Source organism: Lancefieldella parvula DSM 20469 (assembly GCF_000024225.1).
Classification (GTDB): Bacteria; Actinomycetota; Coriobacteriia; order Coriobacteriales; family Atopobiaceae; genus Lancefieldella; species Lancefieldella parvula.
The window spans coordinates 295,273-319,236 of the sequence record NC_013203.1 but is presented as its reverse complement, the minus strand read 5'-3'; the positions used below and the strand labels follow the sequence as shown (position 1 = coordinate 319,236).

Here is a 23,964-nt window from a genome sequence, read left to right as displayed (position 1 = left end):
AGTTTTACCTGTTGCGCCATATGATGAAAATAGCGCCAATTACTGCTACAAGAATACTGACTGCAGCCGCAACTAGAAAAACAGATGATCTGCCAACTCTTGGCGTAGAAACTACATCGGCTTTTGCAATAGCTGGAAGCGCAATTGCCATCACAAAAGTACAGACCGCAAGTACAATTTTATGGGCTGATCCCAAACGAGAATGTAGATGACGATATAGTGACATAATACCTCCTTCATCAACTTCTTTAATATTTTACCAGTACATATGCGTCGTTCCAAATATAGCCCCGTAAACGGCATAAAAAGCACCTGACAAGAAGTGTCAGGTGCTTTGCAATGAATTAAATTTTACTTCGCAACAAGTCAGATTTCGACCTTACAGTTATCCCACTTGAATAACTTAATTTTGAGCCTTCTTGATCTTCTCGCCAAGTTTCTTATCAATGAAAACGTAGAGGTAACCCAGAGCAACAAAGACAACAACCAGAATCACAATGGTCAAAGCAACCGCAGGAACTCCCAGCTTGTCAAAGTCCATAAATCCATAAGGCCAACGAGATTTCTCTTTGATCTGTACACCAAAGCCTAGTACCAAGACGATGATGTACACAAAATACGTAAGCGGATACAAAGGCCAGATAAGAGGCTCTTTAAAGCTCATAGTTGGCTTCTCGTCAAAGAGCAACCAGTCCAGAACGCCACAAATAGGAATCATATCGTGCAAAATGAAATTGTTGAACTTAAAAACACCATTTACAAAGACCTCACCGTGGTCAAGCAAGAAGTAAGCTACCAGACCAGTTACAGTAATACCCAACATAAGTGTGTGTTTAACTGTTGGCATCCATGGTTTCTGAGCAGTCTCAGGATGCTTGTAAGCCTGGAACAACGCTCCCCAGAAATAGGCAACAAGAAGCAAATTAGAAATATTAGTAAAGTAATACAAGAAAGAAACGCGGAAGTTCATTCGGAAAATACCCGCCGAATCACACAGCACAAAGGTGCCAATCACAGCAATAAACAGCTTAAAAATAAATGACGCTTTCTTTGATTTAATCAACGCAGTACCTCCTTCTGTAAAGCAAGAGGTCACTGTAACCCTAATGCGCCGCGGCAAAAATACATAATTCTCAGAGTTAACAGTTATGTTTCAAATGAAAAAGATTCAAAAAATGCTACAGGACATACTAGAGAACCACGTTACTGTAGCGCATGCTTAATCACAAGAATTGGATGATGCAACAAGAGACGAGGTCCCGTAGATTTCATGACCTCTTTAACACGAGCGCGCATCTCTTTGTTATAGCAGTGTGATTTACATTTTGAGCAAAACGTCTTTGTCTCTATAAATGGGCAACGCTGTACACACATATGGGCATACTTTTCAAGCTCAGCGCACCCTTCACACAGATGTTCATGAGCTTTAGTGTGGTGGTACTTCTCGCAATAAAAACGAATCATTAACGAGAAAAGATCTTTTTCTTTCTGACGTTTCTGTTCAATTTCTTCAGGTGTCATTAGCTCACTCGTCCCCCATCAACGGTGTAAACAACATCTGCAATTCCCATGGTAGAAGCTCTGTGAGAAACAAGAACCACGGATTTGTGCTCAGTCTCTTTATCAAGAGAACGCAAAATAATAGCCTCATTTAAACTGTCTAGATTACTGGTTGGCTCATCAAGCAGCATCAAAGGTGCATCGTGCAAGAAAGCACGAGCAAGACCAATACGCTGGCGCTCTCCGCCAGAAAGCGAGTCGCCAAGTTCTGCAACAGGCGTGTCATAGCCCTGAGGTAACGTAGAGATGCACTCGTGAATTGAAGCCTTCTTGCATGCCTCAATAATCTCCTCATCTGTTGCATCAAGCTTTGCAATGCGCAGATTATTCTTGATGGAATCATGGTACAGATGCGTATCCTGTGTCATATAACTCTCAAGATCACGCAGGTTAGAGGTATTAATCTGCTCTAAAGGAGTTCCAGAAATCTCAATGGCACCAGGTGTTGCTGGCCAGAAACGCATCAAAAGTTTAAGCAGCGTAGACTTACCCGAGCCGCTCTTACCTACAATTCCTACAATTTTATCGGTAGGAATGTCTACAGAAATATTATCCAGAATCTGCTCATCATCATACGCAAATGAAAGCTCAGAAACACGGACGCCCTCATAAGAGACATCTTTTTGGTCTACTACATCTTCAACCAGAGGCTTCTCGTCCAGAATATCCAAAACGCGATTACCGGCAGCAAAAGTACTGGTAAGCGTTGTACCAAGTGAGGCTAAAGCAACAACAGGACCAAATGAACTCATCAATGCAATAGTAACAATAAAAGCTTCGTTCATAAGAATCTGCTGGGTATGAGCCAAGTAGAACGAGCTAAAGAACATGACAAGACCAGCAAGCAAAATGACCGTTGAGGTAACGGCATCGTTGACACCAAATGCTTTCTTAACTGCCTGCTGTCTGTCACTTAACTGATTGGCTAGTTGACTTGTTTGCTCAATCATCTGCTTACCAGTGTTATATTGCAGAATCTCGTCAAGGCCGCGCAGGTTATCAAGGGTAACCGTCGAAAGCTTGCCAGCAAGATCTCTTGCTTCAGCAGAGTCTTGTTCGGAGCGCTTAGACATGTTAAACGGGATAACTACACCAACAATCAGATAAGAAACAAGTGCAATAACACCTAAAATCCAGTTGGTGCTACCCGCAATAAACCACACCATAACAATGCAGAAAACAGTCGCAATACAAATGGGTGAGATAGTATGCGCATAGAAAACCTCGAGCAGCTCAATGTCTGAGGTGATAACACTCATCAGGTTACCTTTATTTTTAACCTCAAGTTTTGCTGGTGCAAGCTTTCTTAACGCCGTAAACACGCGGTCTCGAATAAGCGCAAGCAGTTTAAACGCAATAAAGTGGTTGCACTCCTGCTCGGCATAGCGTAGCAAACCACGAACCAATGCAAACAGAAGCATGCCACCAAAAAGCAACACCATAGGAGATGATGAAGCAAAGCCCGTAGCACTGAGCAGGGCATACGCTCCAAAAATGCTAATGAACGTAGCAGCAAGGTTACCTAAAACGCCCATCAAAATTGCAAGTATCATATAGCCGGCCAGAGGGCGTACCAGTCCTACCAACCTCAACATGACAGTAAATGCACCACGGCGAGAAGTACGTGCAGTTGTGGCGTTATTTTTAACTTCTGTCTTCACTACGCCTCAACTCCTTTCACATAATTCTCAAGCTCGGTCTGGGCCTGTGTCATTCGCTTGTACTCGTCATTTGTTGCAAGCAGCTCTTGATGAGTACCACTTCCAACAACGCGACCATGTTGCATGACCACAATCTGATTAGCGTTTTTGACGTTCACCAAACGATGCGAAATCACCAGCACCATCTTTGACTGAGCAAGCTGGTGAACCTGTTGCATGATGACATCCTCACTCTCAACGTCAATGTTTGAAGTTGCTTCGTCAAAGATGTACATCTGGCTGTTATGAAGCAGCGCTCTAGCAAGTGCCAGCCTCTGACGCTGACCACCAGACAAGTTAGAGCCCTTCTCAGCAACGGGAGCATCAAGTCCACCTAGAGACCTTATAAACTCAGCAAGATTGACCTGCTCAAGAGCATGCCAAAGTTGGTCTTCAGTTGCTTCGGGGTTACCCATGACAAGGTTGGAACGAACACTTCCCATAAAGAGATGCGCTTGATGTCCAATATACGTAACGTTTTGAAGTAAATTCTGATCGGAAATGTCTGCCAAACTGGTATTTCCAAACAAAACATCACCAGAATACGAACGAAGCTTTCCAGTCAAAAGTGCTGCGATTGTTGATTTGCCACAGCCTGACTCTCCTACCAGTGCATTTAAAGAGTTAGCATGCATTCCAAAAGATACATTCACCAAAACGGGTTTCTCGCCATCATAGGAAAAAGAAACATTGCGTAACGATACATCACTGGAAGCTGGAAAAGTTTTGGCACCTTGCTCTTGAACGGGCATATCAAGTAAGTTAAAGATCTTATCCGATGCTGCCATACCATTCATGGCAATATGGAAATAGCTGCCCAAAAGACGCATAGGCAAAAAGAACTCAGCCGAAATCAAAATAACAAAGACGCCCTCCCACATAAAGAGAAGCTGGTCGTTCACCTGCTGAATTGCAAGGATTGTACCAAGAGCACTTCCACCAAATGCAACCACATCCATCACAGTAATAGAGTTTAGCTGCATGGTCAGGACCTTCATGGTAATACGTCTGAAGTGCTCGGCTTCCTCGTTCATCTGCTTGTGCTTAAAGTCATCAGCCTTGTAAATCTTTGCCGTAGTCAGACCTTGTAAGTTCTCCAAAAATGTATCGCCGAGCTGCGTATACTGACCCCAATACTTAGACAGAAGCTTCTTCGCAAACCTCTGGATAAAAACAATGGTCATTGGAATAAGTGGAACAAATACCAGCAAAACAATACCAACTACAGGACTAATAAAAAGCAAAACAAGAAAAAGTGTGAGTGGAGCTAAAACAGCATAGAAGAACTGTGGTAAATACTGTGCAAAATACGTTTCAAGCTGATCAACGCCTTCAACAGCAAGTTGAACAATCTCGCTGGTAGCATATGAGTTTTTATACGAAGGACCAAACTCTAAGAGTTTCTGATAGATTTTCTCGCGAAGGGTCTTTTTAACTCTTTTTGCTGCATAAAAACTTGTTTTGTGTTGAGCGAGTTTACAGAAATACCTAATCACAATAGCAATGAGGCATAACACAATAAATAACAGCTGCTCTTCAAAGACAAAATAATCCATGAACAAAGCTTCTATCATTCTTGCCAGAGAATACATAAATACAATATTGGCAATCAGCGCAATCCACTGATACAGCACAGTTAAGCCAATATATTTTTTACTCTCCTCAATGAGGGCAATGAGGCGTTTGTTGATCATCATATAAAACTTCTCTCGCTCTTCTTACAAGCAGAATCTTTAATCCAATAACGACGATATCATTTCAATTCTGCGCCAAATTTGAGGTACGAGAATACCTATAAGTCCAATAACAGTTTTAACTACTGCATGTAATTTTGTCTTTGATTATAAGAGTTTGCCTTATATAACATTTTAAAGCAACACACAACATGGCGAGAAGAACCACTATTTTTGAACACGTTCCCAGTCTGCTTTTGTGAGCATCGATATACCAAACTGCTCTTCTTTACCCGTGTACTTATTAAAGTCTGTAATAATGCCCACCTCCGTAAAGCCACACTTACGAGCCACTGAAGCAGACTTCTTATTATGCTCAAGATATCTAATAATCACCTGGTCAACGCCATGCTCTTCAAATGCATATGAGGTAAGAGCTTGAACACCCTCAGGTGCCAACCCTTGTCCCCAATAAGGACGACCAATCCAATAGCCAATTTCTGCCTGATGCAGCTGCTTTGAGGGATCCTTTAAATCAGAAATTTCTTCGAAATTCAACGACATTGAACCAATTACGTGACCTGTCTTCATATCTTTTACGGCGTAACAGGACTTATCGGACAGCACGTTTGCAAGAACCTGCTTAGAATCTTCCAGAGTCTTATGAGGTTCCCATCCACAAAGCGGGCCAATCTCTGGGTCTTTTGCCAGTTCATAAAGCTCATCGGCGTCAGATGCATGCCATGGAATAAGAAACAATCTCTTAGTTGTAATCATACAAACTCCCTTTGAAGTTCTTTACTACCTTACAGCTTTCTTATACTGTCCAGTCTGTTGGACACTCATGCTTTTTATCTTCTTTACTCTGTTCTTAACATTTTCTAAGGAGGCTCTTATGTACAGTCCTACAAAGCTTGTTGATTCCTTTGTTATTTCCGGTCTTCCCTACTACGACGCTCCTCTTATATTTGATCAGCTAAAACTTGGCTCAGATCTAACCATTGTTCCTGAGCGCGATAACCCTTACGATCCTGAAGCTCTGGCTCTGTATTCAAATAACAACAAGCTGGGTTTTATTCCTAAAGAAAGTAATTCTCTCTGGAGCACCTTGCTTTTCTACGGACATCAAAACATTATTACTTGCAAAATTACTCAGCTCAGTGATCATCATGGTCATCTTCTTGTTAAAGCAGGTCTCTACGTCATTGATGCTCGATAATTGGTGCGCTCAAACCTGTCTGTTTTAGCTTGTTATGACTAATCTTCTTTCTGTGACTGATAGCTCTGAAGAATTCCACTTAAGTACTCTTGATATTTTTGTCTGGTCTTCTTTGGAGCTACCAGTTCAATATCTGTTCCAAATGTTGCAAGCCACCCATAAAAAGTAGGAGCTTCCATTACAGAAACATGCACGTCAGCTGTAGCTCCATCAGAACTTAAGTTATTCAAAATGATGTTCTTGCCAAAGCGATCATACACCGAGCACATAACGCGCTCGTTAACACGAAGAGTTACCGCAACAACCTCACCTGAATACATACCAAAGACGCGTTCTTGATACTTGTCTATATCAAAACGTTTTATTTGTTCGTTAACCGTGGCATCGGCATCAGAAACCTCAAGTCTAAACATACGATCAACACGATAATTGACAAAGTTTTGATGCTTATCGTTCCACACAATAAGATAGTAGAAATCATCAATATATGTAAGCTGAACAGGGGTTTCTTCTCTTACAGGCAGCTCTTCAATAACCTTATCTTTAAACCCTTTTTTGCGATACTTGAATGAGACCTTTTTCTTCTGTAAAAGCGCTGTCTGAATAGCATTAAGCGCATAAAACACAGACTCATTCTGCGATTTAATACGTCCTTCAACATGAATGCGCTTCTTCAACGTATCAGAGGTGGACTTGCCACCTAAATCTCCGATAAGACTTACCAGATTGTTTGCTTTACGCTCCGTCAAAAACTTTGACGACTGCACTGCGTCTGCCATCAGCATAAGTTCTTCAGCCTGAAACTTCCTAGTTGCCAGGCCATATTCAACGGGATGACGCTGGTAGGACTGGATGTCGTAGCCAAAATTCTGCAACGATTTAATATCGTCATACAACGTTTTACGCTCTACGCTCAGACCACGCTCAGCAAGTCTTTCAATAAGCTGAGGAGTACTCAAACCGTGGTCATCGTCAGTTTCTTCCTCGAATATTTTTACGAGATGCAAGCAGCGGGTCTTCTCGCTTGGCATACTGCCTCCGAAGTCTAGCTCCAATAAAAACTCCTGTCCATTTTAGTGGACAGGAGTCAAGAAGAACGTATGGTCAGAAACTCTTCGGTAAACGGTGCATTAATCGTAAACTAGCCGTGAATCAACTGGCGTTTAACCCCAAACCTCTTCAGCAATTTCTTTAACAAACGCAATTTTTGCCCACTGCTCTTCCTCAGTGAGTTTGTTGCCAATCTCGCAGCTTGCAAAACCACACTGAGGAGAAAGACAGAGGTTCTCCAGAGGCACATACTGAGCGGTCTCATGAATACGCTCGATAACTTTGGTTTTTTCTTCCAACTGAGCGTGCTTGGTGGTGATCAGGCCAAGCACAACCTTTTTGCCAGCTGGAACAGAAGCCAAGGGTTCAAAGCCACCGGAGCGATGATCGTCAAATTCCAGGAAGAATGCATTTACGTGCTCTTGAGCAAGAAGTGTATCAGCTACATCGTCATAGCCGCCCTCACAGGCCCAGGTGCTGTGGAAGTTGCCGCGACAAACGTGCGTGTTAATAGTTAAATCAGCTGGCGCTGCATCAAGAACACGGTTGTTAATCTCCAAGAGTAGTGCCTTAATTTTCTTGAGACCCTCCTGGTCAGCACCAAAGAAGAGCTCGGCGCGAGGGTCAACCAAAACACCCCATGAGCAGTCATCAAGTTGAAGATTACGACAGCCTGCAGCATATGCCTGCTCAATAAACGTACCGTAGCCAGCAACAATGTCTTCTAGAAGCTCCTGGTCATCGGCATAATACTTTTTGGTCTGCTCACGATTCATTGGCATAATAAACTGCTCGATAAACTGTGCAGGAGCAGGAATAGTGAGTTTTGCAACGGTTGTCTCATCCTCAAACTGTTGAACAAAGCGGAAATGCTCAATAAACGGGTGCTCTTTGGTAAGCTCTACTTTTCCTACCAAGAACGTGTCGTCAATCTCTGCAGTCTCATCATGGAAAGGCAGGCCAGTATTAGTTGGTGCATGGCCAATACCTTCGAACGCCCACATAAAATCAAGGTGCCATGTTGCACGCCTAAACTCACCATCAGTAATGACTTTAAGACCTGCTTGCTTTTCTTTTTGAATGAGCTCTGTAATAGCTTTGTCCTCTACTAGCTTGAGCTCATGCGCATCAATCTGACCTTTTTCAAACTGAATACGAGCTTGCTTGAGATTTTCTGGACGAAGAAAGCTACCAACAACATCAAAGCGATGTGGAGTAGTTTTATCATTTTTGATTGCCATCATAACCCCTTAGAACTACTTACGAGAAACCAGTATGACAATCAAAACTTCACTTGTGAAATACAAATACTTAACTAATTCATATAGCTAAAAACTATAAGTTAGCGTTCACCATTCCACTCATCTAAGAATTCATCCACATACTCACGCATGTATTTCTCGCGTGTTTTTCCTAGCTTTTTACCGCTACGCGTGTTCATCATATTAGCCAACAAAAAGAGCTTCTCGTAGAAGTGATTGAGCGATGTTGATTTGTGTGAGTGATACTCCTCGCCATTCATGTTAAGAGTTGGTGGCTCATCCGGATCATACATTGCGCGACCGTGACTTCCGCCATAGGCAAAAGTGCGTGCAATACCAACGGCTCCAAGCGCATCCAAGCGATCTGCATCCTGAACGCACATCCCCTCAAGCGTTGAAGGAATAACAGAATCTGTTCCAGAAAACGATACTTCATCAATTGCAGTGCAAATTGCCTGGATAATGACCTCATCAACGACGTGTTGACGCAAAAAAGCAACAGCACGCTCTTTATGCTCATGTGTCTCTGGAGAGAGCTTAATATCATCAACATCATGCAAAAGAGCTGCCAAAGCAACAATCTCTTGATTTGCTCCTTCTTCTTGCGCAATTTTTACTGCCATTTTATACACGCGTAACGTATGAAAATAATCATGACCACTAAAATCTGTGGAAAAGATCTGTTTCACAAAGTCCAAAGCGTCATCAATAATTTTTGGGTTCATAGCTTCCCCGCTTAATACATTAAAAACGTCTTCTACGCTTTATCCACGCGCAAAGTAGTCTTTTTCTTAACTTACTTTTACTTAGTGTACAAAGCTTGTATTACAAACAAAATTTAAAAATTGAATTTCATGAACTTGTTAACTATCCGATTTCCACATGACTCGTATTTGTCTTAAAGATTTAATACATTTCTTTTGAAATTTCTATTCGTTACACGTTTATGACAAATACCAAAAAATTGTCAAAAATAGCGCAATTTAAGTGTCATTCTTAAACGCGCTAAATATTTTGATTAAATTACTTATATAACACGAGTTAAAAGTGACTTTTAAAATATGTACAAACTATAAAAATGCCTGCTTGAGACAACAATCTTTATCAAAAATGATAGATAATCATCTATACAAAAAATGCTCTAAATTTGTGCCACGTATTTCTTTTGTGCTTATCGTAGTTCGTCACATACAGCACAAAATTTGATTGCAAATTTTGTTGGGGTATTTACTATTTGTTTGGGGCAGATATGGAAAGAAAAAATAAGAACTTTGCAGGTAAAGGTGCTAAGACAGCTATGTCTTTGGTACTCGCACTCTCTTTAGTTCCTTCTTCAGCATTAGCAGAAATTGCTAACACTCAAGAAACAACTCAAGCGCAAGAAGTTGCGGCAACCCAAACAAGTGATACAACAGCTTCAACTTCTGAAGCAACAGCAGAAACAACAGCTGAATCTACCGTTAACACCGAAGCTACTACTAACCAGCAGACTTCCACTAACCAGCAAACTTCCGAGCAGACTACTACTCCTACAGATAGATCTTCTCGCCGTGTTGCAAGAAGCCTTTCAGTTACCTCAACTGAGCTCTGGGTAGACGGAACCAATGGTAACGACGCCAATGATGGCTCTAATACAAATGCTCTCAAAACTCTACAGAAAGCACTGGAGCTATGTTCAGAAACTCCATCCATCAATACCATTCATCTTAAAGGCAATCTTGATTTGACCTCTACGGTTACTATTCCTGCTGGTCTCACACTCAAAATTGCTGATGAAGGTGCAACTCTTACTGGCACTGGTAACAGAATTGATGGTCTTGTTCTGAAGTCTGGTTCAACGCTAACCGGCACTGGTACCCTTACTATGTCTGGCTTCAAAACTGCCCTAACTGCACAGCCTGGTTCAACTATCACCGACGGTACCTACGTCTTTAAAAACAACGCAGGTTCTAGTGGCTCTCGCGGTATTTCTCTTGGCGGAACCGTTAAAGGCACTACCAACAAAAACAGCGTTAGCATCACTGCAGACGATAAGAGCAATACAAACTTCTTTGAGTCCGGCTCTACTTTTGAAAACGCTACTATCAACGTCACTTCACAGGCACGTACCTGGAATGATGCTCGTAATCTTACCCTCAAGAACACTGATCTTAAGGTTAAGGGCTTTGGTCAGACTTTCTATGTCAACCAGCTCAACATGACTGATTCTACCCTGACCATTAACCCATCTTACTGGGGACAGACGGGTATGACCATCCAGGGTCCTTCCAATATTGTTAACTCCACCATCAATGCAAATGCTGGTTCTACTTCTGGCATTTCTGTTGGTGTAGCTGGAGGAACTGTAAACGTTACTAACTCAACCCTTAACTTTACCAATGGTGGAACTGGTGGTCTGAACGTCAACACTGGTAATGTCATCATTAACAACTCAACCATTAAAGGAGATGGTCGTAATTCTGGCGCTCTCTTTGGTGCACAGACTAATGGCTCCATCCAGTTCACTGGAAACAGCCTAGTAGAGACCCCTGCGACCAAGAACTCTGATAACGGTGCTGGCCAGACTCGTCAAAATTACAATGTTGTTGGCGGTTCGTATCTGCTCAAATATGCACCTGACTACAACAGCGGCTTTGGTAGCACTATTCCTACAAACGGTGCAGCTAACGGAAACGAAGCACTCTCGCTTTTTACACTTGCTGACGTATCAACTAACTCTCTAAGCCTCATTAATGCTAATGGTGCAACATACACCTACCCAGTTGCTAACGCATCAAGTGATGGTCAGAAGCACGTCTGGGCACCTGCTGCAACTGTCACCTTTGATCTTAACGCCCCAGGCGTTACGGGCATTAATCCAACATTTGCTGATGGCACTACCGCTAACAAAACAGCTCTTGCCATGCGTGGCAACTCTCTTGCAACCGCTTCTTCTGTAGCAGAAGGCTCCACTACCCTGCCTGCAGACCCCTATGCAAGCGGCCAGGAGTTTGACGGCTGGTACTACACTGACGCTTCTGGCACAGAACATCAATTTACCGCTGATACTCAGGTCACCTCTGACATGACAGTCTATCCACACTGGAAAGCTAACACCTCTTGGCTCTACGTCAGGTATCACAATGGTAACGGCGTCTCTGTCATTGACCGCGTTGCTACTAACGCAAACCGTACCGTAACAGTTCGCTCTAATACTGAGGTCAACAACCTCAACAATAACTTCAATATTGCTGGTAAGACCTTCAAGCGCTGGACTACCCAGGCAAACGGCGCTGGCGATGAGGTTGCAGCTAACTCCAACCTAGCTATTCCTACTGGTACCGATACCATTGATTTGTATGCAGACTGGGAGGAGCAGCGCCTTACCGTGTCCTTCTCGGCAAATGGTGGAACCTTCTCTGCAAATAGCGTATTTAAGCAGAACCCAAACGTCTTTGACATCACTACCGATGCAAACGGTGGAGAGGTTGCTACTATCAAAACTCATCCAACCGTTGCTGAGCAGACTAACATCAACGCACTGCTTAGAAACCTCAGTGGCAATACCCTAAGCGCTACAACTGCTGGAATTGCAAGTCCAACCGACTCTAACACCAATACTGCATACACAAATATTGCAACTCTTGAAAACCATATCCTAGACAGCGAGGATAAACCAAAGACCTTCTTTGGTTTTGTTGTTGGCCACGACTATCACTACTGGTTTACTGACGCTGCAGGCAACTCCCCTGCAACTATCAACGGTGGTGCAACGCTTACTAACGACGTCACTTACTACCTCAAGTGGAAAGATGATCCTTCCATCCAGAAAGTTGAGCTTACCAGTGATCTTCCTGCTGATATGTGGAGCGATTCTCAGAACAACACCACTCAGATTAAAGAAGTTTCTAACGATAAGAGCTTCAGTCTTACGGGCGCCATTGATGCTACTTCCGTCATTAACCAAATGACTAACTTTGAGAATAACATCGCTGGTGGCCTTGACGACCTAACCAAGATTACGCTTTCAGGCACAACTTCTACCTTTACTGCAAAACTTACTCTTCCTGCTGGCGTTGTTGTCCCAGCTAATCCAACAGTAACCACCTCTGGTCTTGGTGACCTCTTTGATGTTTCAAATGTCTCCGTTAACGGCCAAGAAGTTACCGTTACCCTGAAGCTTAAGAATACTTACAGCAACTATAAGCAGCTCAAAGATGCTGTTGAAACAGTCGGCAAAGACGACGCAGCTACCGCAGAGATCGCAAGACCCCTTACCGTAACCGTTAACGGCCTCACCCTTGACTCAACTCAGGTTACCAATGGTCAGGAGCTTACCGCTACAGGTACTCTTACTGGTACTTTTGAGTCTTATGCAAAGAATACCGTCACTAACGTTACCAAGAAGTACAACCTTTCTTGGAACGGTGTTCAGATTACTGCAAACAGAGATCCTCGTGGTACAGATATTCAGCAGACTCTGATTGTTAACAACCCTATTGATATGAACATCCCTGCAGATATGCTCGCAGACGAGAATACCGAGCATGACCAGGTCATCACCATGAAGGCAGGCTCTACCTTTAATCTCACTGGTTCAATTCTTGCTTCCTCTATCCAAGAGCAGATGAACAACATCGAGCGTGCCTATCCTAATACCAACCACGACACCATTACGCTGAGCAATCTTAAGTTCAAGTTCACAGCAACTCTGACCGTTCCTGAAGGAATGACACTCCCAAGCAACCTTGATGCCAGCACTGTCCAGGCTTCTAACTTTGGTAGTGGCTTTAAGGTCAGCGATGTCCAGGTTAACGGCCGTACCGTTACTGTCACGTTTGAGCTCAGCGATCCATCTTCCATTAGAACGTACTCTGACCTTGAACGTATTGTCGACGAAGCCAGTGCAAACGGTGGTTGGATGAAGCTCACCATTCCTGGTGTCACCATTGACTCCAATGTTGCTGCAGGTACTCAGCTCACCGCTGTTGGTACAGTTACAGGCTCCTTTAGCGCTATTGCTGATTCCGCAGCCGGCAACCGCAAAGCCTTCTCGTTCACTTGGAATGGTGTTCAATGGCCAGATGGTAAAGACGCTGTTGCAACTAATAACGACACCATCCAGTTAACTATTACTGTTGCAGAGGATAAGACCCCAGAGACACCTTCTCCTTCCACTCCAACTAAGAAGAAGCCATCTAAGAAAAAGAAGACTCCATATACAGGAGACGCTTCTGTTGCAGCACCTCTTGGTGTACTTCTCGCAGGTATGACAACTGTAATGACTTCACTTGGCATTACTAAGCGTCGTAAAAATAAGTAAAAAAACACTGTCAGAGCAATCTTTGTACCTAAATGAAACAGCCGCCTTCTTATCTGAGGGCGGCTGTTTTTCTTGGACAAGACGTTTTTCTCGCCAGAGGTTACTCCCCTAGCATGGTCTGCAAATCATAACCAAAGGACTTAACGAACTCGTAGGCATCCTTCTGCCAGTCCTCCTTGAAGACGCCAGGGGCAGTCTCAAAGAAGCTAGAGTCCAAATAACGAATAATGATGAAGTTGCTGTTTGGCTGATCAAATCCATTGCCTCTACTGAAATCAATACCGTGACCAGTATTTCTTCTCATTGTAGCTTCAAGAATAGGAACTGTAAGCTCGTTGACGGGAACAACAATGTCTGCCCTATCAAAGAAGCCACCCTTCTCCTTAGTGAAAACAAAGAGGTTATTGAGTGCGCCTCCTGCAACACACTGAACTCGGCGAATGTCAGAAAGCTTAACCTGATGCTTTGCGCCGGAAATCACACCATTTGAGATAGTAATCTTTTTCTCTTTGAAGCTGAATCCGAGCGTGGTGTTCAATATCTCAAGGTTATTGGGAAACTCGTTAGTAAGCTTATGAGCCGCAAAAGCAAGAATAATAGTCTTGGTATCCAGGATATTATGTCCAAATTCGCGGAGCTTAAGATCTGTATCGATGCTAGCAATGTCATGACCATCATTGCTCTTAAAGGTAATCTCGTAAGGACCGTTAGAGCTGCAATAGTTCAGCAAAAAAGTTGAACCGACTTCAGAAAACAAGATTCTAACCTCTGGCTTACCATTACCTGGGACATAAGCCAAGCCGTCTTTTGTAACGGTATAAGAATACTTGTTGTCACACTTAATTGATACTTGTCGATCTTCAAAGATGCTTCTCATATGCCTTTTACCTCCACTTTTTGCAGTACAGGAAATAACTAGGAACTTCATAAAATTATATCGTGTTACTGGACAATTATTTTACGGACACCAAAATAAATTTTCCGCATCAATGGATATACAGCCGCCTTTACAACGGCACTTGAACCTAAAGGACTATAGATTTTCTCACCAAAAATGTTGTTGATACAACAAACAAATGCAACGAACAAGCATAAAATTATGCTACTTACCAAGCAATCTACAGGTAAGATTAGACAAACCACTGTTGGACAATATGGGAGAGTCGTGTCAGAACTAGCCTACGTTTCCAGATCAACTCACCTGATGGGTGCAACTATCACCATCTCTTTATTATCACCTCAAAATGATATGCAGATGGAATGCTCGGCAGAGCAGTTGCTTAATGGCGTCTTTGACCTCCTGCACATTTATAACCAGCGATTTAGCGCAAACGACGCAAATTCCGAGCTCATGCAGGTCAACCATGCAGCGGGCAAACATTCTATTCCAGTTCACCCCGAGTTGTTTGAACTTATTCAAATTGGAAAAGAACAAAGTCTCCTACCTGCAAGTCATTTAAATATTGCCATTGGCCCTTTGGTTCAAGCCTGGCGAATCGGCTTTACTGACGCTCGCATTCCAAACAAAACCGAGATTGCGCATGCGTTAGCGTTAACTGACCCACAACTCATTGAATTAGATCCGCTGAATTACACTGTATTTCTTGCCAAAGAAGGCATGAAGCTAGACTTGGGATGTCTGGCAAAAGGTTACATTGCCGACAAAATTGCAGATTATCTGAAAAGTCAACACGTCACTTCCGCGCTTATTAACCTTGGCGGTAACATTAAAACAATTGGTACCAATTTACTTGCAGGCAGACCGTGGCAGATTGGTATCCAGGATCCGCAACAACCAAGAGGCACCAACCTTGCTGTGCTGCCTATTCGCAACCAGTCCGTAGTGACCTCCGGTACCTACGAAAGGAAACTTCAGGTAAGCGGACAGTCTTACCACCACATTCTTGACCGAGATACCGGCTATCCAGTTGACACGCAACTTGCAAGCATCACGATTATCTCGGACAACTCGCTTGACGGAGAAATTTGGACAACGCGCCTTTATGGCGAGAAACCCAATCAACTTCTTGCCCGCGTAGAACAAGAAAAGGACATCGATGCACTTATCGTAACTAATGATAATCGCGTATATTATTCGTCGGGAATCTCACCTGAGCTCCTTGCGTAACCCAGAAAGGAATTTTGATGCTTAACTTTGTTGGCCTTATTGGCACCAATTCAAAAGAATCAAATAACCGAAGGCTTTTACAATTTATGCAAAAGCATTTTGCCGACAAGGCCACCATCGAGCTGGTGGAAATCGACAACATTCCCCTGTTCAACAAGCCTGCAAAAATGAGGGTTCCCAAAGTTGTCTCTGAGCTTGCAAAGAAAATTGAAGCTGCTGACGGCGTCATTATCGCAACCCCAGAGTACGACCACTCCATTCCAGCTGTACTGCAAAACGCACTTGCTTGGCTGTCCTATGGCATCTTCCCTATGGTCAACAAGCCAGTCATGATTGTTGGCGCATCCTTAGGCACACTCGGATCTTCTCGCGCGCAGCTGCAGCTCCGCCAAATCCTGGACGCTCCAGAACTCAAAGCAGCAATCATGCCAGGTTCCGAATTCCTTCTTGGTCGCGCTCAGCAAGCATTTGACGAGAAGGGCAACTTGAAGGACAAGGCTACCGTCAAGAAGCTTGATCTGCTATTTGACGACTTCCGTCTGTTTGTAAAACTCAACGAAAAAATGGCCGCATCGCGCGAACTTCTCCGCAAAGAGGCCGAAAACTTTGACTGGGAAAACCTGTAGGCCTGGAAGGAACTACTATTATGAAATTTGTCGGAATTGTCGGTTCAAATGCGGAGATTTCTTATAACCGAAAACTTCTACACTTCATTAAAAAACACTTTGCCAAGCAGTTTGAGCTTGAAATTCTTGAGATTGATAACATTCCCCTGTTCAACCAGGACCTTAAGTGGGATGAAAACTTCCAGCTTCGCCTACTGTACAACAGGATTACTCGAGCTGACGGCGTCATTATTTCTACACCGGAGCACAACCATACCATCTCACCTGCGCTGAAAAGCGTTATCGAATGGCTCTCTTACGATGTACATCCATTTGAAGACAAGCCTGTCATGATTGTCGGAGCTTCTTACTACGACCAAGGAACTTCTCGCGCACAAGTTCATTTGCGCAAGATTTTGGATGCTCCAGGCGTAAACGCATTCGTCTTACCTGGTAACGAGTTCCTTCTTGGAAAGGCTAAGCAGGCCTTTGATGAAGATGGCAACATTATCGATGAGCGCACTGTTAGTTTCCTGGGCTTTTGCTTGGATAACTTTGTTAAATACGTAGAGGTGGTCTCCAAATTGAAGAAGCCAAAGCCAATTGCACCAGAGGATCTGGACGTGACCAACTCAATTTCCACTACTATCCAAGGCATTGATCCCGATGATCCTGATTGGGTCGAGAAGGCCGCTGAGCTTGTGGGTGCAGTTTCAGGTGACACATACGTAAAACTTAACCATGGCATTTTAACAGTCAACCAAATTGATATGTTCCTAAAAGCAATGCCATTTGAGCTGACCTACGCAGATGACAACAACCAATTCCTTTACTACAACAACGTTCACGACAATCCAGATACCATGCTGGCAAAACGCGTACCTGAGCAGTCAGGCAACCGTCTGTCCACAGTTCACAGCTCTCTTCCTGAAGGTCGTATGAAAAACGTTGAATATGTCATTGGCGTACTTCGCAACGGCGACAAAGAGTATGTTCGCACCATTGTCCCAGGTACACCAGCCGACATTATCAATACCCATAACTACCAAGCAATGTATTACCCTGATGGCTCTTATGCAGGCATCAACGAGATTGTCTTCAACTTTAAGCCATGGTTGGATTGGTATCTCCAAACTACTGGTCAGCGTCTTGTCGGCGGTGCTGGAATGCCTATGCCTCCTACAGGAGCACCAAGTGGTAATGCAGATGGATCAAACTCAAGCGTTGATGCAATCTCTGGAGCAAGCGCCTAACTTATTGAAAACTTTACATAAGAGTACTTATGCAAACTCCCCAACAAACTTGTTTGTTGGGGAGTTTGTTAACCATCAAGTATGGTACCTCTTAAAATTCCAAGTCCATGAGGTAAAACGTCCAAAACAGCTGCAAGATTTTCTATTGCAGCTTTAGGACTTCCTGGCAAATTTATAATTAAAGTACGCTGGGCAATGCCTGCTACTTCTCTTGAAAGACATGCCTTAGGTGTAATAAGTAGTGATGCCGCACGCATAGCCTCAGGAATGCCCGGCACCATACGCTCGCATACTTCAGATGTAACTTCAGGAGTAATATCTCGTGGCGAGAAACCCGTCCCACCCGTAGTTACCACAAGCGCAATGTCATCCGAAATTGCATTACGTAACGCACGGGCAATTTGCTGACGCTCATCAGGTACAACCTCTGCATATGCATCAACTGCGAAGCCCTTCTCGCCTAAAAAAGCAACAAGTGCAGGACCGCTTGCATCTGGTCGTTCCCCACGCGAAGAACGATCACTTACAGTAATGACACGCGCTGAGAAGGATGTGGCATCGCAAGAACTCTCTGGCATATTTATTCCTTTACTATGAGGCCACCCTCGCCAAGGGCTACAAAATCATGCTTTGTCAGTTCAATACCAGCCGCAATACGGGGAAGAACTAAGTCAAATACTGTTGTTGCGCTATACATGACACATCCCGGAAGTCCTAAGATAGGAATTTGAGAAGTAGAACTATTGGCTGCATCCAAATATCCTAAACACATCATTGCACCAGGTAGAACCGGAGCACCATAGGTAACAATATGAGCACCGGAGCGCTTGATAGCACCTGGGGTATTATCATCTGGGTCTACGCTCATTCCACCTGTACAGACAATCATGTCTACACCCAAATGTTGTGCTTTGCGAATAGCAGCAACAAGTGCATCCATATCATCGCCAGGCTTTGCACAATGCACTGTTTCAATGCCAAAAGCTGCAAGTTTTTTCTCAACTACCGGTGTAAACTTATCCTCAATAAGTCCCTTTTGCACTTCAGACCCTGTTGCGATAAGCGCCGCAGTCTTAACGCAAAACGGTACTACTCGCATAAGAGCTCCCTTATGCTCAACATCAGCAGCAGCCTCGGCAGCCTCAACAACAGACGTATCTACTACCAAAGGAATAACACGAGTTCCCGCAAGAGGGGTTTCCTTCTTAACTGCAATATTGCCGCGACGAGTAGCAATCATAACTTCATCTACTGCATTCACTGCATTAAGACGCTGGACATCAAGCTCAAAGACACCGTCAACTGCCGCAGTGATAGTGAGCTTTCCCTCATGAGGCTCTTTGGATACAAGGCAATTCTCGCCATGGCAAAGCGCTGCCATGCGATATGCCGCATCGTTTTCATGAAGTTGGTTGTCTCCCAACTCCCACACATAAAGATGCTCTTTACCCATGCTGAGCAATACAGGAATATCAGCCTTTTCTACTACGTGACCCTTCTTAAAGCGCACGCCCTTAAAGCGCGTCTTGTCGTCAGCGCTCTCGCCAGGAATAATCTGAGTCATATCGTGACACAGTACATGTCCTACTGCATCTTCTGTTCTAATCTGTTTCATGCAAGAGCTCCTTTGCATCAACTACACAAATGGCATCTCCAGGTCTGATAGTACCTCCACGTAAAACCACGGTAAAAATACCATCAGTAGGCATTACGCAAGTACCAACCAGTTTGCGAATTTCACAATCGTGATGACATACTTTTCCAATCTGAGTTACCCCAAGAAGAGTATCTCCTATTGCAAGTACCGTACCAACAGGGAGCTCGCGCAGTGCAAGACCAGAAGTTAGTATATTTTCTGCAAAATCTCCTGGATGTAACTCTGCGCCCTTCTCGCGCATAGTATCAACAGACTCGTTACCAAGAAGGCTCACCTGACGATGCCAATTTCCAGCATGGGCATCACCTTTGATACCTTCTCCTACGCACACTTCAATAGAATCAACAGGTACTTTTCGTGTGCCCTTTTTCACGCTAATACAACAAGACAGTACCGTGCCTCTTTTAGCAGATTCAGTCACTCCAACACTCATTTATTCTGTTCCTCTCGCACAAAATGACCTGATGCTCCTCCGTCTTTCTCAAGCAAGCAAATCTGGTCAATAACCATATCCCTCTGATGTGCTTTACACATGTCATAGATAGTCAAACACGCCGTAGATGCTGCAGTCAGCGCTTCCATCTCTACCCCAGTTTCTCCGGTGCATCGACAACATGCCTCTACCGCAATACCATCGCCCTCAAATGCAAATGAAATATCTACTCCGGTAAGCTGAATAGGATGACACATGGGAATGATTTCCCAAGTTCGCTTTGCTGCCATAATGCCTGCAACTTGCGCCACAGAAAGTACATCACCTTTTTGAATACCACCTGTACGAACAAGCTCAAGCATATCGTGGCGCATAAAAATCTTACCTTTTGCGCGAGCGGTACGTGCTGTTTTTTCCTTTGCAGACACATCAACCATATGCGCATGACCTTGCGAATTAAAATGTGTAAACGCCATGCTAACCCCCTATTTTATTCATCGCTCGAAGCGACTCGCTTGCATGAGAAAGACTCATGATATGACCTTCAGGCTTTTGAGAAATACCTTGACGCAAAACTTGCACAAGTTCATCTCCCACAAGTCCCCTAAGCGGAATTTCTCGTGCAGAATGCAGACACGGTTTTAACATACCATCTGCAGTTACGCGGATTCTGTCGCAAGAGCTACAAAATGTATGCGTCATTGGGCGGATAAGCCCTACACGTCCCCGCCATCCCGGTGCCTGAAAGAGCTCTGTTACGCCATTAGAGCCAGCAGCTTCAAGTTCAGGCAATACTTTTAATACGCAATCAGCACTTATAAAACGCTCAGCCGGCCATTTTGAGCATTCACCCATACGCATCAGCTCAATAAAACGCACATCAACAGGCTCACTTTTAGCTCGCTCTGCAAGAGGACGAATCTCAGATTCATTCAGTCCTCCTAAAAGTACGGTATTGAACTTTGTATAGATAAACCCTGCTTCTCTTGCTGCCTCAATACCAGCCAGCGCATCATCAAGTGTTCCCGTACGACTGAGCTTTGTATACAGTTCAGAATCAAGTGTATCAAGAGAAATATTGAGACGAGAAAGCCCTGCTGCTTTGAGATCTTTTGCAAGAGGTGCAAGTAACGTAGCGTTGGTAGTCATAACTACCTCTTCAATACCTTCAACAGCAGAAACCATACGTACGAGATCTACAATACCGCGACGTGCTAATGGCTCTCCACCTGTAAGACGAACCTTTCTTACTCCCAACTGCGCAGATGCTTCAACAATAGCGCGCATCTCTTCAAACGAAAGTATATCTTCATGTCGAAGCATAGAGATACCGTGTGCCGGCATGCAATACAAACAACGACAATTACAGCGATCGGTTACTGAAAGTCTCAAATAGCGAATGTTTCGACCCAACTCATCATACATACAGTGACTTCTTTTCTTCCACTACGCTGTGCTTTTCTTCACCATCACAAAGTGGCATGACATATTCTGGAGCAACGTGAAGCAAAACCTGGCGAGGCTCACCTAAACGTGCCCACGACTCTTTGGAGCATTCATAACGAAGCAGTGACCCTCCCGGTGTTTGAGCCATCACAATAGTTGAAAACGTATTATCAATCACGCGATTCACCTGACAAGGAATGATATTTTTGTATTCACTTGCACAGTCCACTACCTGAAAATAATGTGCACGAATTCCTACGTATTTCACCTGTTCATCTACTGGCAAAGCGGTTGTAAGACTTAAGCCCCATTCATCACAAAACAAGCTCTTCTCGCCCACCTTATGTGCACGAGAAATATTCTTACATCCTGAAATTCGTGCCGCAGCAAGCGTAGTCGGTGTCGAGAAAAGCTCATACACCGAAACTTTATCATCAGAGTTTCCGTGATTGATAACACACACGGAATCACACAGACGATACACCTCATCGCGATTATGTGAAACGTAAATTGCTCCTCCCGGAAACGCACGGAGAGTATCGCTTAACTCCAGTTCAAGTTGCCATCGGAGATAACTATCAAGTGCCGAGAAAGGCTCATCAAGCAAAATAAGATCAGGCTTGCTTGCAAGAATACGAGCCATAGCGCAGCGCTGTTGCTGGCCACCAGAAAGCTCATGAGGGCGACGATCAAGAAGACCATCAAGTTGTACCTTCTTAAGCTGTTCAAGCGCACACGCCTCACGCTCTGCTTGTGTTTCTCCTTTAGCTCCTACCAGTACGTTTTGCATAACACTCATATGCGGAAAGAGAGCATAGCTTTGAAACAAATACCCTACGTGTCGCTCTTGCGGTGGCAAATTAATATGAGCTTCAGAATCAAACAGAACTCGATCATTGAGCACAATGCGCCCGCTATCCGGCTTTACAATGCCAGCAATACACTTGAGCGTCATTGATTTACCGCAGCCGGAAGGACCAAGAAGAGCCAATACCTCATTGCCCTTCTCGACAACAAACGAAACATGTAAATCAAAACCATCTAAATGCTTGGCAATATCAACAGAAAGCGCCATAACTACGCCTCCTGAACTGGTGTTGCCACACGTGCTCGGCGGCTACCTTTTTCAAAGATGTTAAGAGCAAGAAGCACCACGGCAGAAATGGCAAGGTTGATAAGCACCCACTGTATAGCCGCTGCATCGTCGCCAGTTCTCCACAATTGATAGACTGTTGTTGATACGGTTGCTGTGGTGTTTGGAGTATATCCGCATATCATTGAAGTTGCTCCATACTCACCCAGCGCCCGAGCAAACGCCAAAACAGTTCCTGCTACCACGCCTTTCATGCAGCAAGGCATCTTAACATGCCAAAACACCCATGTATTTGATTTGCCTAGCGTGCGAGCTGCATCTGCAAGCGTTTCATCAAAGCTTTCAAATGCACCTCGGGTTGTGCGATACATCAACGGCAAACTCACCACTACTGTTGCAAAAATTGCTGCATACCATACCATCGTGAGTTTTATACCAAACACATCCATAACCCAAAAGCCAATGGGACGACGTGGACCCAAAAGCAATAACAGCAGATAGCCCACAACCGTCGGTGGCAACACCAACGGTAACGTCAGTATGACATCCAAAAGACCCTTAATAATTCGTGGAGTCTTGGCAACGAGGTTTGCTAAAGCAATACCCAATAAAAAAACAAGAGCAGTTGATGCCGCAGCAATCCTCAATGAGTTATACAGCGGATACCAATCCATAGAAATACCAATCCAGATTTAGCAGCGAGAAATTATGCCTTTGAAAGCGGAGTAAATCCGACCTTTTCAAAGCAAGCGCTCGCATCAGAGGTTTTCAAGAACTCAAGGAATTTCTTTGCAAGGTCTGCCTGCTTTGCATTCTTAGTTGCCGCAGCAGGATATACCACACGTCCACACATTTCCTCGGTTGCTTCATCAACCATCTGAAGTTTTGCAGAAGTAGCATCGGTCTTATAAATAACACCGCAATCAACGGAAGCTTCTTTAACCTGCGTGGTTACTTCTTTAACATTAGTTCCGTATGAAATATGACCTTCCTTAGCAAGCTTCTCTTCATCAAGCTTGTAGTATTTCAAAATCTTCTGTGTGTACTGACCTACCGGAACATCCGAATTTCCCATACCAAGCAAAACTTCACCCGAAGTAAGCTTTGTTGCCATATCATCAAAGCTCTTAACAACCTTAGGATTATCCTGTGGAACACAAAGCGTTACCTTGTTCTCAAGGATGTCAAAGCGCGTATCAGATGCAATAAAGTCAAGGTCCTTATCGTGATCTTTTTTAGCATTTGCATCAAGCTGATTCATCTGTTTCTGACCAGCAGAAATAAAAACGTCACAATCAGATCCTTCTTCAATCTGCGTCTTAAGCGTACCTGAAGAATCAAAGTTAAAACTAATATCAACACCCTGATTGGCATTTTTAAAAAGCTCTCCTGCTTCAGTCAAACTCTCGGTCAAAGATGCTGCCGCAAACACAATAAGTTTTTGAGCATCAGCTTTTTTCTGGCTTCCAGACGTATCTTCCTTTTTTGTTTCATTACCATTGCAAGCGGAAAGGCCAAACACGGCAGCCCCTGTTGCACTGGCAACAAACGAACGACGAGTCACACTGCTTTCGGACTTCATA

General features: G+C 43.9%; 23 protein-coding genes. 5 read left to right on the top strand and 18 right to left on the bottom strand.

Annotated elements, in window-relative coordinates:
* Positions 1 to 4 precede the first annotated feature (4 nt).
* The 6 genes from APAR_RS01440 to APAR_RS01415 all read right to left on the bottom strand — a co-directional run bounded on the left by APAR_RS01440 (position 5) and on the right by APAR_RS01415 (position 5,710).
* Positions 5 to 226 carry a hypothetical protein gene (locus APAR_RS01440; protein WP_012808365.1) on the bottom strand — a complete coding sequence of 74 codons (222 nt, stop codon included), beginning with the start codon at positions 224 to 226 and terminating at the stop codon, positions 5 to 7.
* Between the two features lie 177 nt (positions 227 to 403).
* Complete coding sequence (locus tag APAR_RS01435; protein ID WP_012808364.1) at positions 404 to 1,063, bottom strand: Pr6Pr family membrane protein; 660 nt, start codon at positions 1,061 to 1,063, stop codon at positions 404 to 406.
* Positions 1,064 to 1,203: 140 nt separating this feature from the next.
* Entirely contained in the window at positions 1,204 to 1,521 is a 318-nt protein-coding gene (locus APAR_RS01430; RefSeq protein WP_012808363.1) for a nitrous oxide-stimulated promoter family protein, read from the bottom strand.
* Positions 1,521 to 3,221 (bottom strand): amino acid ABC transporter ATP-binding/permease protein, encoded by a 1,701-nt coding sequence (locus APAR_RS01425; protein WP_012808362.1) that lies wholly within the window; start codon positions 3,219 to 3,221, stop codon positions 1,521 to 1,523. The genes APAR_RS01430 and APAR_RS01425 overlap by 1 nt, the downstream gene beginning before the upstream one ends.
* On the bottom strand, positions 3,221 to 4,957 hold the full coding sequence (locus APAR_RS01420; protein WP_012808361.1) for an ABC transporter ATP-binding protein/permease: 1,737 nt from the start codon (positions 4,955 to 4,957) through the stop codon (positions 3,221 to 3,223). Before APAR_RS01420 ends, APAR_RS01425 begins: the two co-directional genes overlap by 1 nt.
* Before the next feature lie 204 nt (positions 4,958 to 5,161).
* Positions 5,162 to 5,710: a GNAT family N-acetyltransferase gene (locus tag APAR_RS01415; RefSeq protein ID WP_012808360.1), complete on the bottom strand. Its 549-nt coding sequence runs from the start codon at positions 5,708 to 5,710 to the stop codon at positions 5,162 to 5,164.
* Positions 5,711 to 5,828: 118 nt separating this feature from the next.
* Here APAR_RS01415 and APAR_RS01410 point away from each other — a divergent pair, with 118 nt between their 5' ends.
* Positions 5,829 to 6,152, top strand: a complete 324-nt coding sequence (locus tag APAR_RS01410; RefSeq protein WP_012808359.1) for an HIRAN domain-containing protein — start codon at positions 5,829 to 5,831, stop codon at positions 6,150 to 6,152.
* A 38-nt stretch (positions 6,153 to 6,190) separates the two neighbouring features.
* On the opposite strand, the gene APAR_RS01405 is transcribed toward APAR_RS01410, so the two are convergent.
* The 3 genes from APAR_RS01405 to APAR_RS01395 form a co-directional block, all read right to left on the bottom strand.
* Positions 6,191 to 7,183, bottom strand: a complete 993-nt coding sequence (locus APAR_RS01405) for a helix-turn-helix transcriptional regulator (RefSeq protein WP_012808358.1) — start codon at positions 7,181 to 7,183, stop codon at positions 6,191 to 6,193.
* Positions 7,184 to 7,315: 132 nt separating this feature from the next.
* The gene (locus tag APAR_RS01400; protein WP_012808357.1) at positions 7,316 to 8,443 is read right to left on the bottom strand and encodes a 5-methyltetrahydropteroyltriglutamate--homocysteine S-methyltransferase; all 1,128 of its coding nucleotides are present in this window, start codon (positions 8,441 to 8,443) and stop codon (positions 7,316 to 7,318) included.
* Between the two features lie 101 nt (positions 8,444 to 8,544).
* Positions 8,545 to 9,189 carry an HD domain-containing protein gene (locus APAR_RS01395; RefSeq protein ID WP_012808356.1) on the bottom strand — a complete coding sequence of 215 codons (645 nt, stop codon included), beginning with the start codon at positions 9,187 to 9,189 and terminating at the stop codon, positions 8,545 to 8,547.
* Positions 9,190 to 9,713: 524 nt separating this feature from the next.
* Here APAR_RS01395 and APAR_RS01390 point away from each other — a divergent pair.
* On the top strand, positions 9,714 to 13,766 hold the full coding sequence (locus tag APAR_RS01390; RefSeq protein WP_012808355.1) for a beta strand repeat-containing protein: 4,053 nt from the start codon (positions 9,714 to 9,716) through the stop codon (positions 13,764 to 13,766).
* A gap of 100 nt (positions 13,767 to 13,866) precedes the next feature.
* Here the strand turns inward: APAR_RS01390 and APAR_RS01385 are convergent, their stop codons facing one another.
* Positions 13,867 to 14,643, bottom strand: a complete 777-nt coding sequence (locus APAR_RS01385; RefSeq protein ID WP_012808354.1) for a hypothetical protein — start codon at positions 14,641 to 14,643, stop codon at positions 13,867 to 13,869.
* Between the two features lie 288 nt (positions 14,644 to 14,931).
* On the opposite strand from APAR_RS01385, the gene APAR_RS01380 reads away from it, so the two are divergent.
* From APAR_RS01380 to APAR_RS01370, 3 genes are read left to right on the top strand one after another with little or no spacing between them, the layout of a single operon-like run.
* A complete protein-coding gene (locus tag APAR_RS01380) occupies positions 14,932 to 15,894 on the top strand; it encodes an FAD:protein FMN transferase (protein ID WP_012808353.1) in 963 nt (320 codons plus the stop codon).
* Between the two features lie 17 nt (positions 15,895 to 15,911).
* Positions 15,912 to 16,520: an NADPH-dependent FMN reductase gene (locus APAR_RS01375; protein ID WP_012808352.1), complete on the top strand. Its 609-nt coding sequence runs from the start codon at positions 15,912 to 15,914 to the stop codon at positions 16,518 to 16,520.
* A 20-nt stretch (positions 16,521 to 16,540) separates the two neighbouring features.
* On the top strand, positions 16,541 to 17,752 hold the full coding sequence (locus APAR_RS01370; RefSeq protein WP_012808351.1) for an NAD(P)H-dependent oxidoreductase: 1,212 nt from the start codon (positions 16,541 to 16,543) through the stop codon (positions 17,750 to 17,752).
* A 68-nt stretch (positions 17,753 to 17,820) separates the two neighbouring features.
* Here APAR_RS01370 and APAR_RS01365 read toward each other — a convergent pair whose 3' ends face one another.
* From APAR_RS01365 to modA, 8 genes are read right to left on the bottom strand one after another with little or no spacing between them, the layout of a single operon-like run.
* Complete coding sequence (locus APAR_RS01365; protein ID WP_012808350.1) at positions 17,821 to 18,330, bottom strand: MogA/MoaB family molybdenum cofactor biosynthesis protein; 510 nt, start codon at positions 18,328 to 18,330, stop codon at positions 17,821 to 17,823.
* 2 nt (positions 18,331 to 18,332) lie between these two features.
* Complete coding sequence (locus tag APAR_RS01360; RefSeq protein WP_012808349.1) at positions 18,333 to 19,367, bottom strand: molybdopterin-binding protein; 1,035 nt, start codon at positions 19,365 to 19,367, stop codon at positions 18,333 to 18,335.
* Entirely contained in the window at positions 19,354 to 19,842 is a 489-nt protein-coding gene (locus APAR_RS01355) for an MOSC domain-containing protein (RefSeq protein WP_012808348.1), read from the bottom strand. Before APAR_RS01355 ends, APAR_RS01360 begins: the two co-directional genes overlap by 14 nt.
* Positions 19,839 to 20,318, bottom strand: coding sequence for a cyclic pyranopterin monophosphate synthase MoaC (gene moaC, locus APAR_RS01350; RefSeq protein ID WP_012808347.1), 480 nt, complete (start codon positions 20,316 to 20,318; stop codon positions 19,839 to 19,841). The genes APAR_RS01355 and moaC overlap by 4 nt, the downstream gene beginning before the upstream one ends.
* Position 20,319: 1 nt before the next feature.
* Complete coding sequence (moaA, locus tag APAR_RS01345; protein WP_012808346.1) at positions 20,320 to 21,267, bottom strand: GTP 3',8-cyclase MoaA; 948 nt, start codon at positions 21,265 to 21,267, stop codon at positions 20,320 to 20,322.
* Complete coding sequence (locus tag APAR_RS01340; protein ID WP_012808345.1) at positions 21,260 to 22,363, bottom strand: sulfate/molybdate ABC transporter ATP-binding protein; 1,104 nt, start codon at positions 22,361 to 22,363, stop codon at positions 21,260 to 21,262. Before APAR_RS01340 ends, moaA begins: the two co-directional genes overlap by 8 nt.
* A gap of 2 nt (positions 22,364 to 22,365) precedes the next feature.
* Positions 22,366 to 23,055 (bottom strand): molybdate ABC transporter permease subunit, encoded by a 690-nt coding sequence (modB, locus tag APAR_RS01335; RefSeq protein WP_012808344.1) that lies wholly within the window; start codon positions 23,053 to 23,055, stop codon positions 22,366 to 22,368.
* A 32-nt stretch (positions 23,056 to 23,087) separates the two neighbouring features.
* Positions 23,088 to 23,963, bottom strand: coding sequence for a molybdate ABC transporter substrate-binding protein (gene modA, locus APAR_RS01330; protein WP_012808343.1), 876 nt, complete (start codon positions 23,961 to 23,963; stop codon positions 23,088 to 23,090).
* Position 23,964 lies beyond the last annotated feature (1 nt).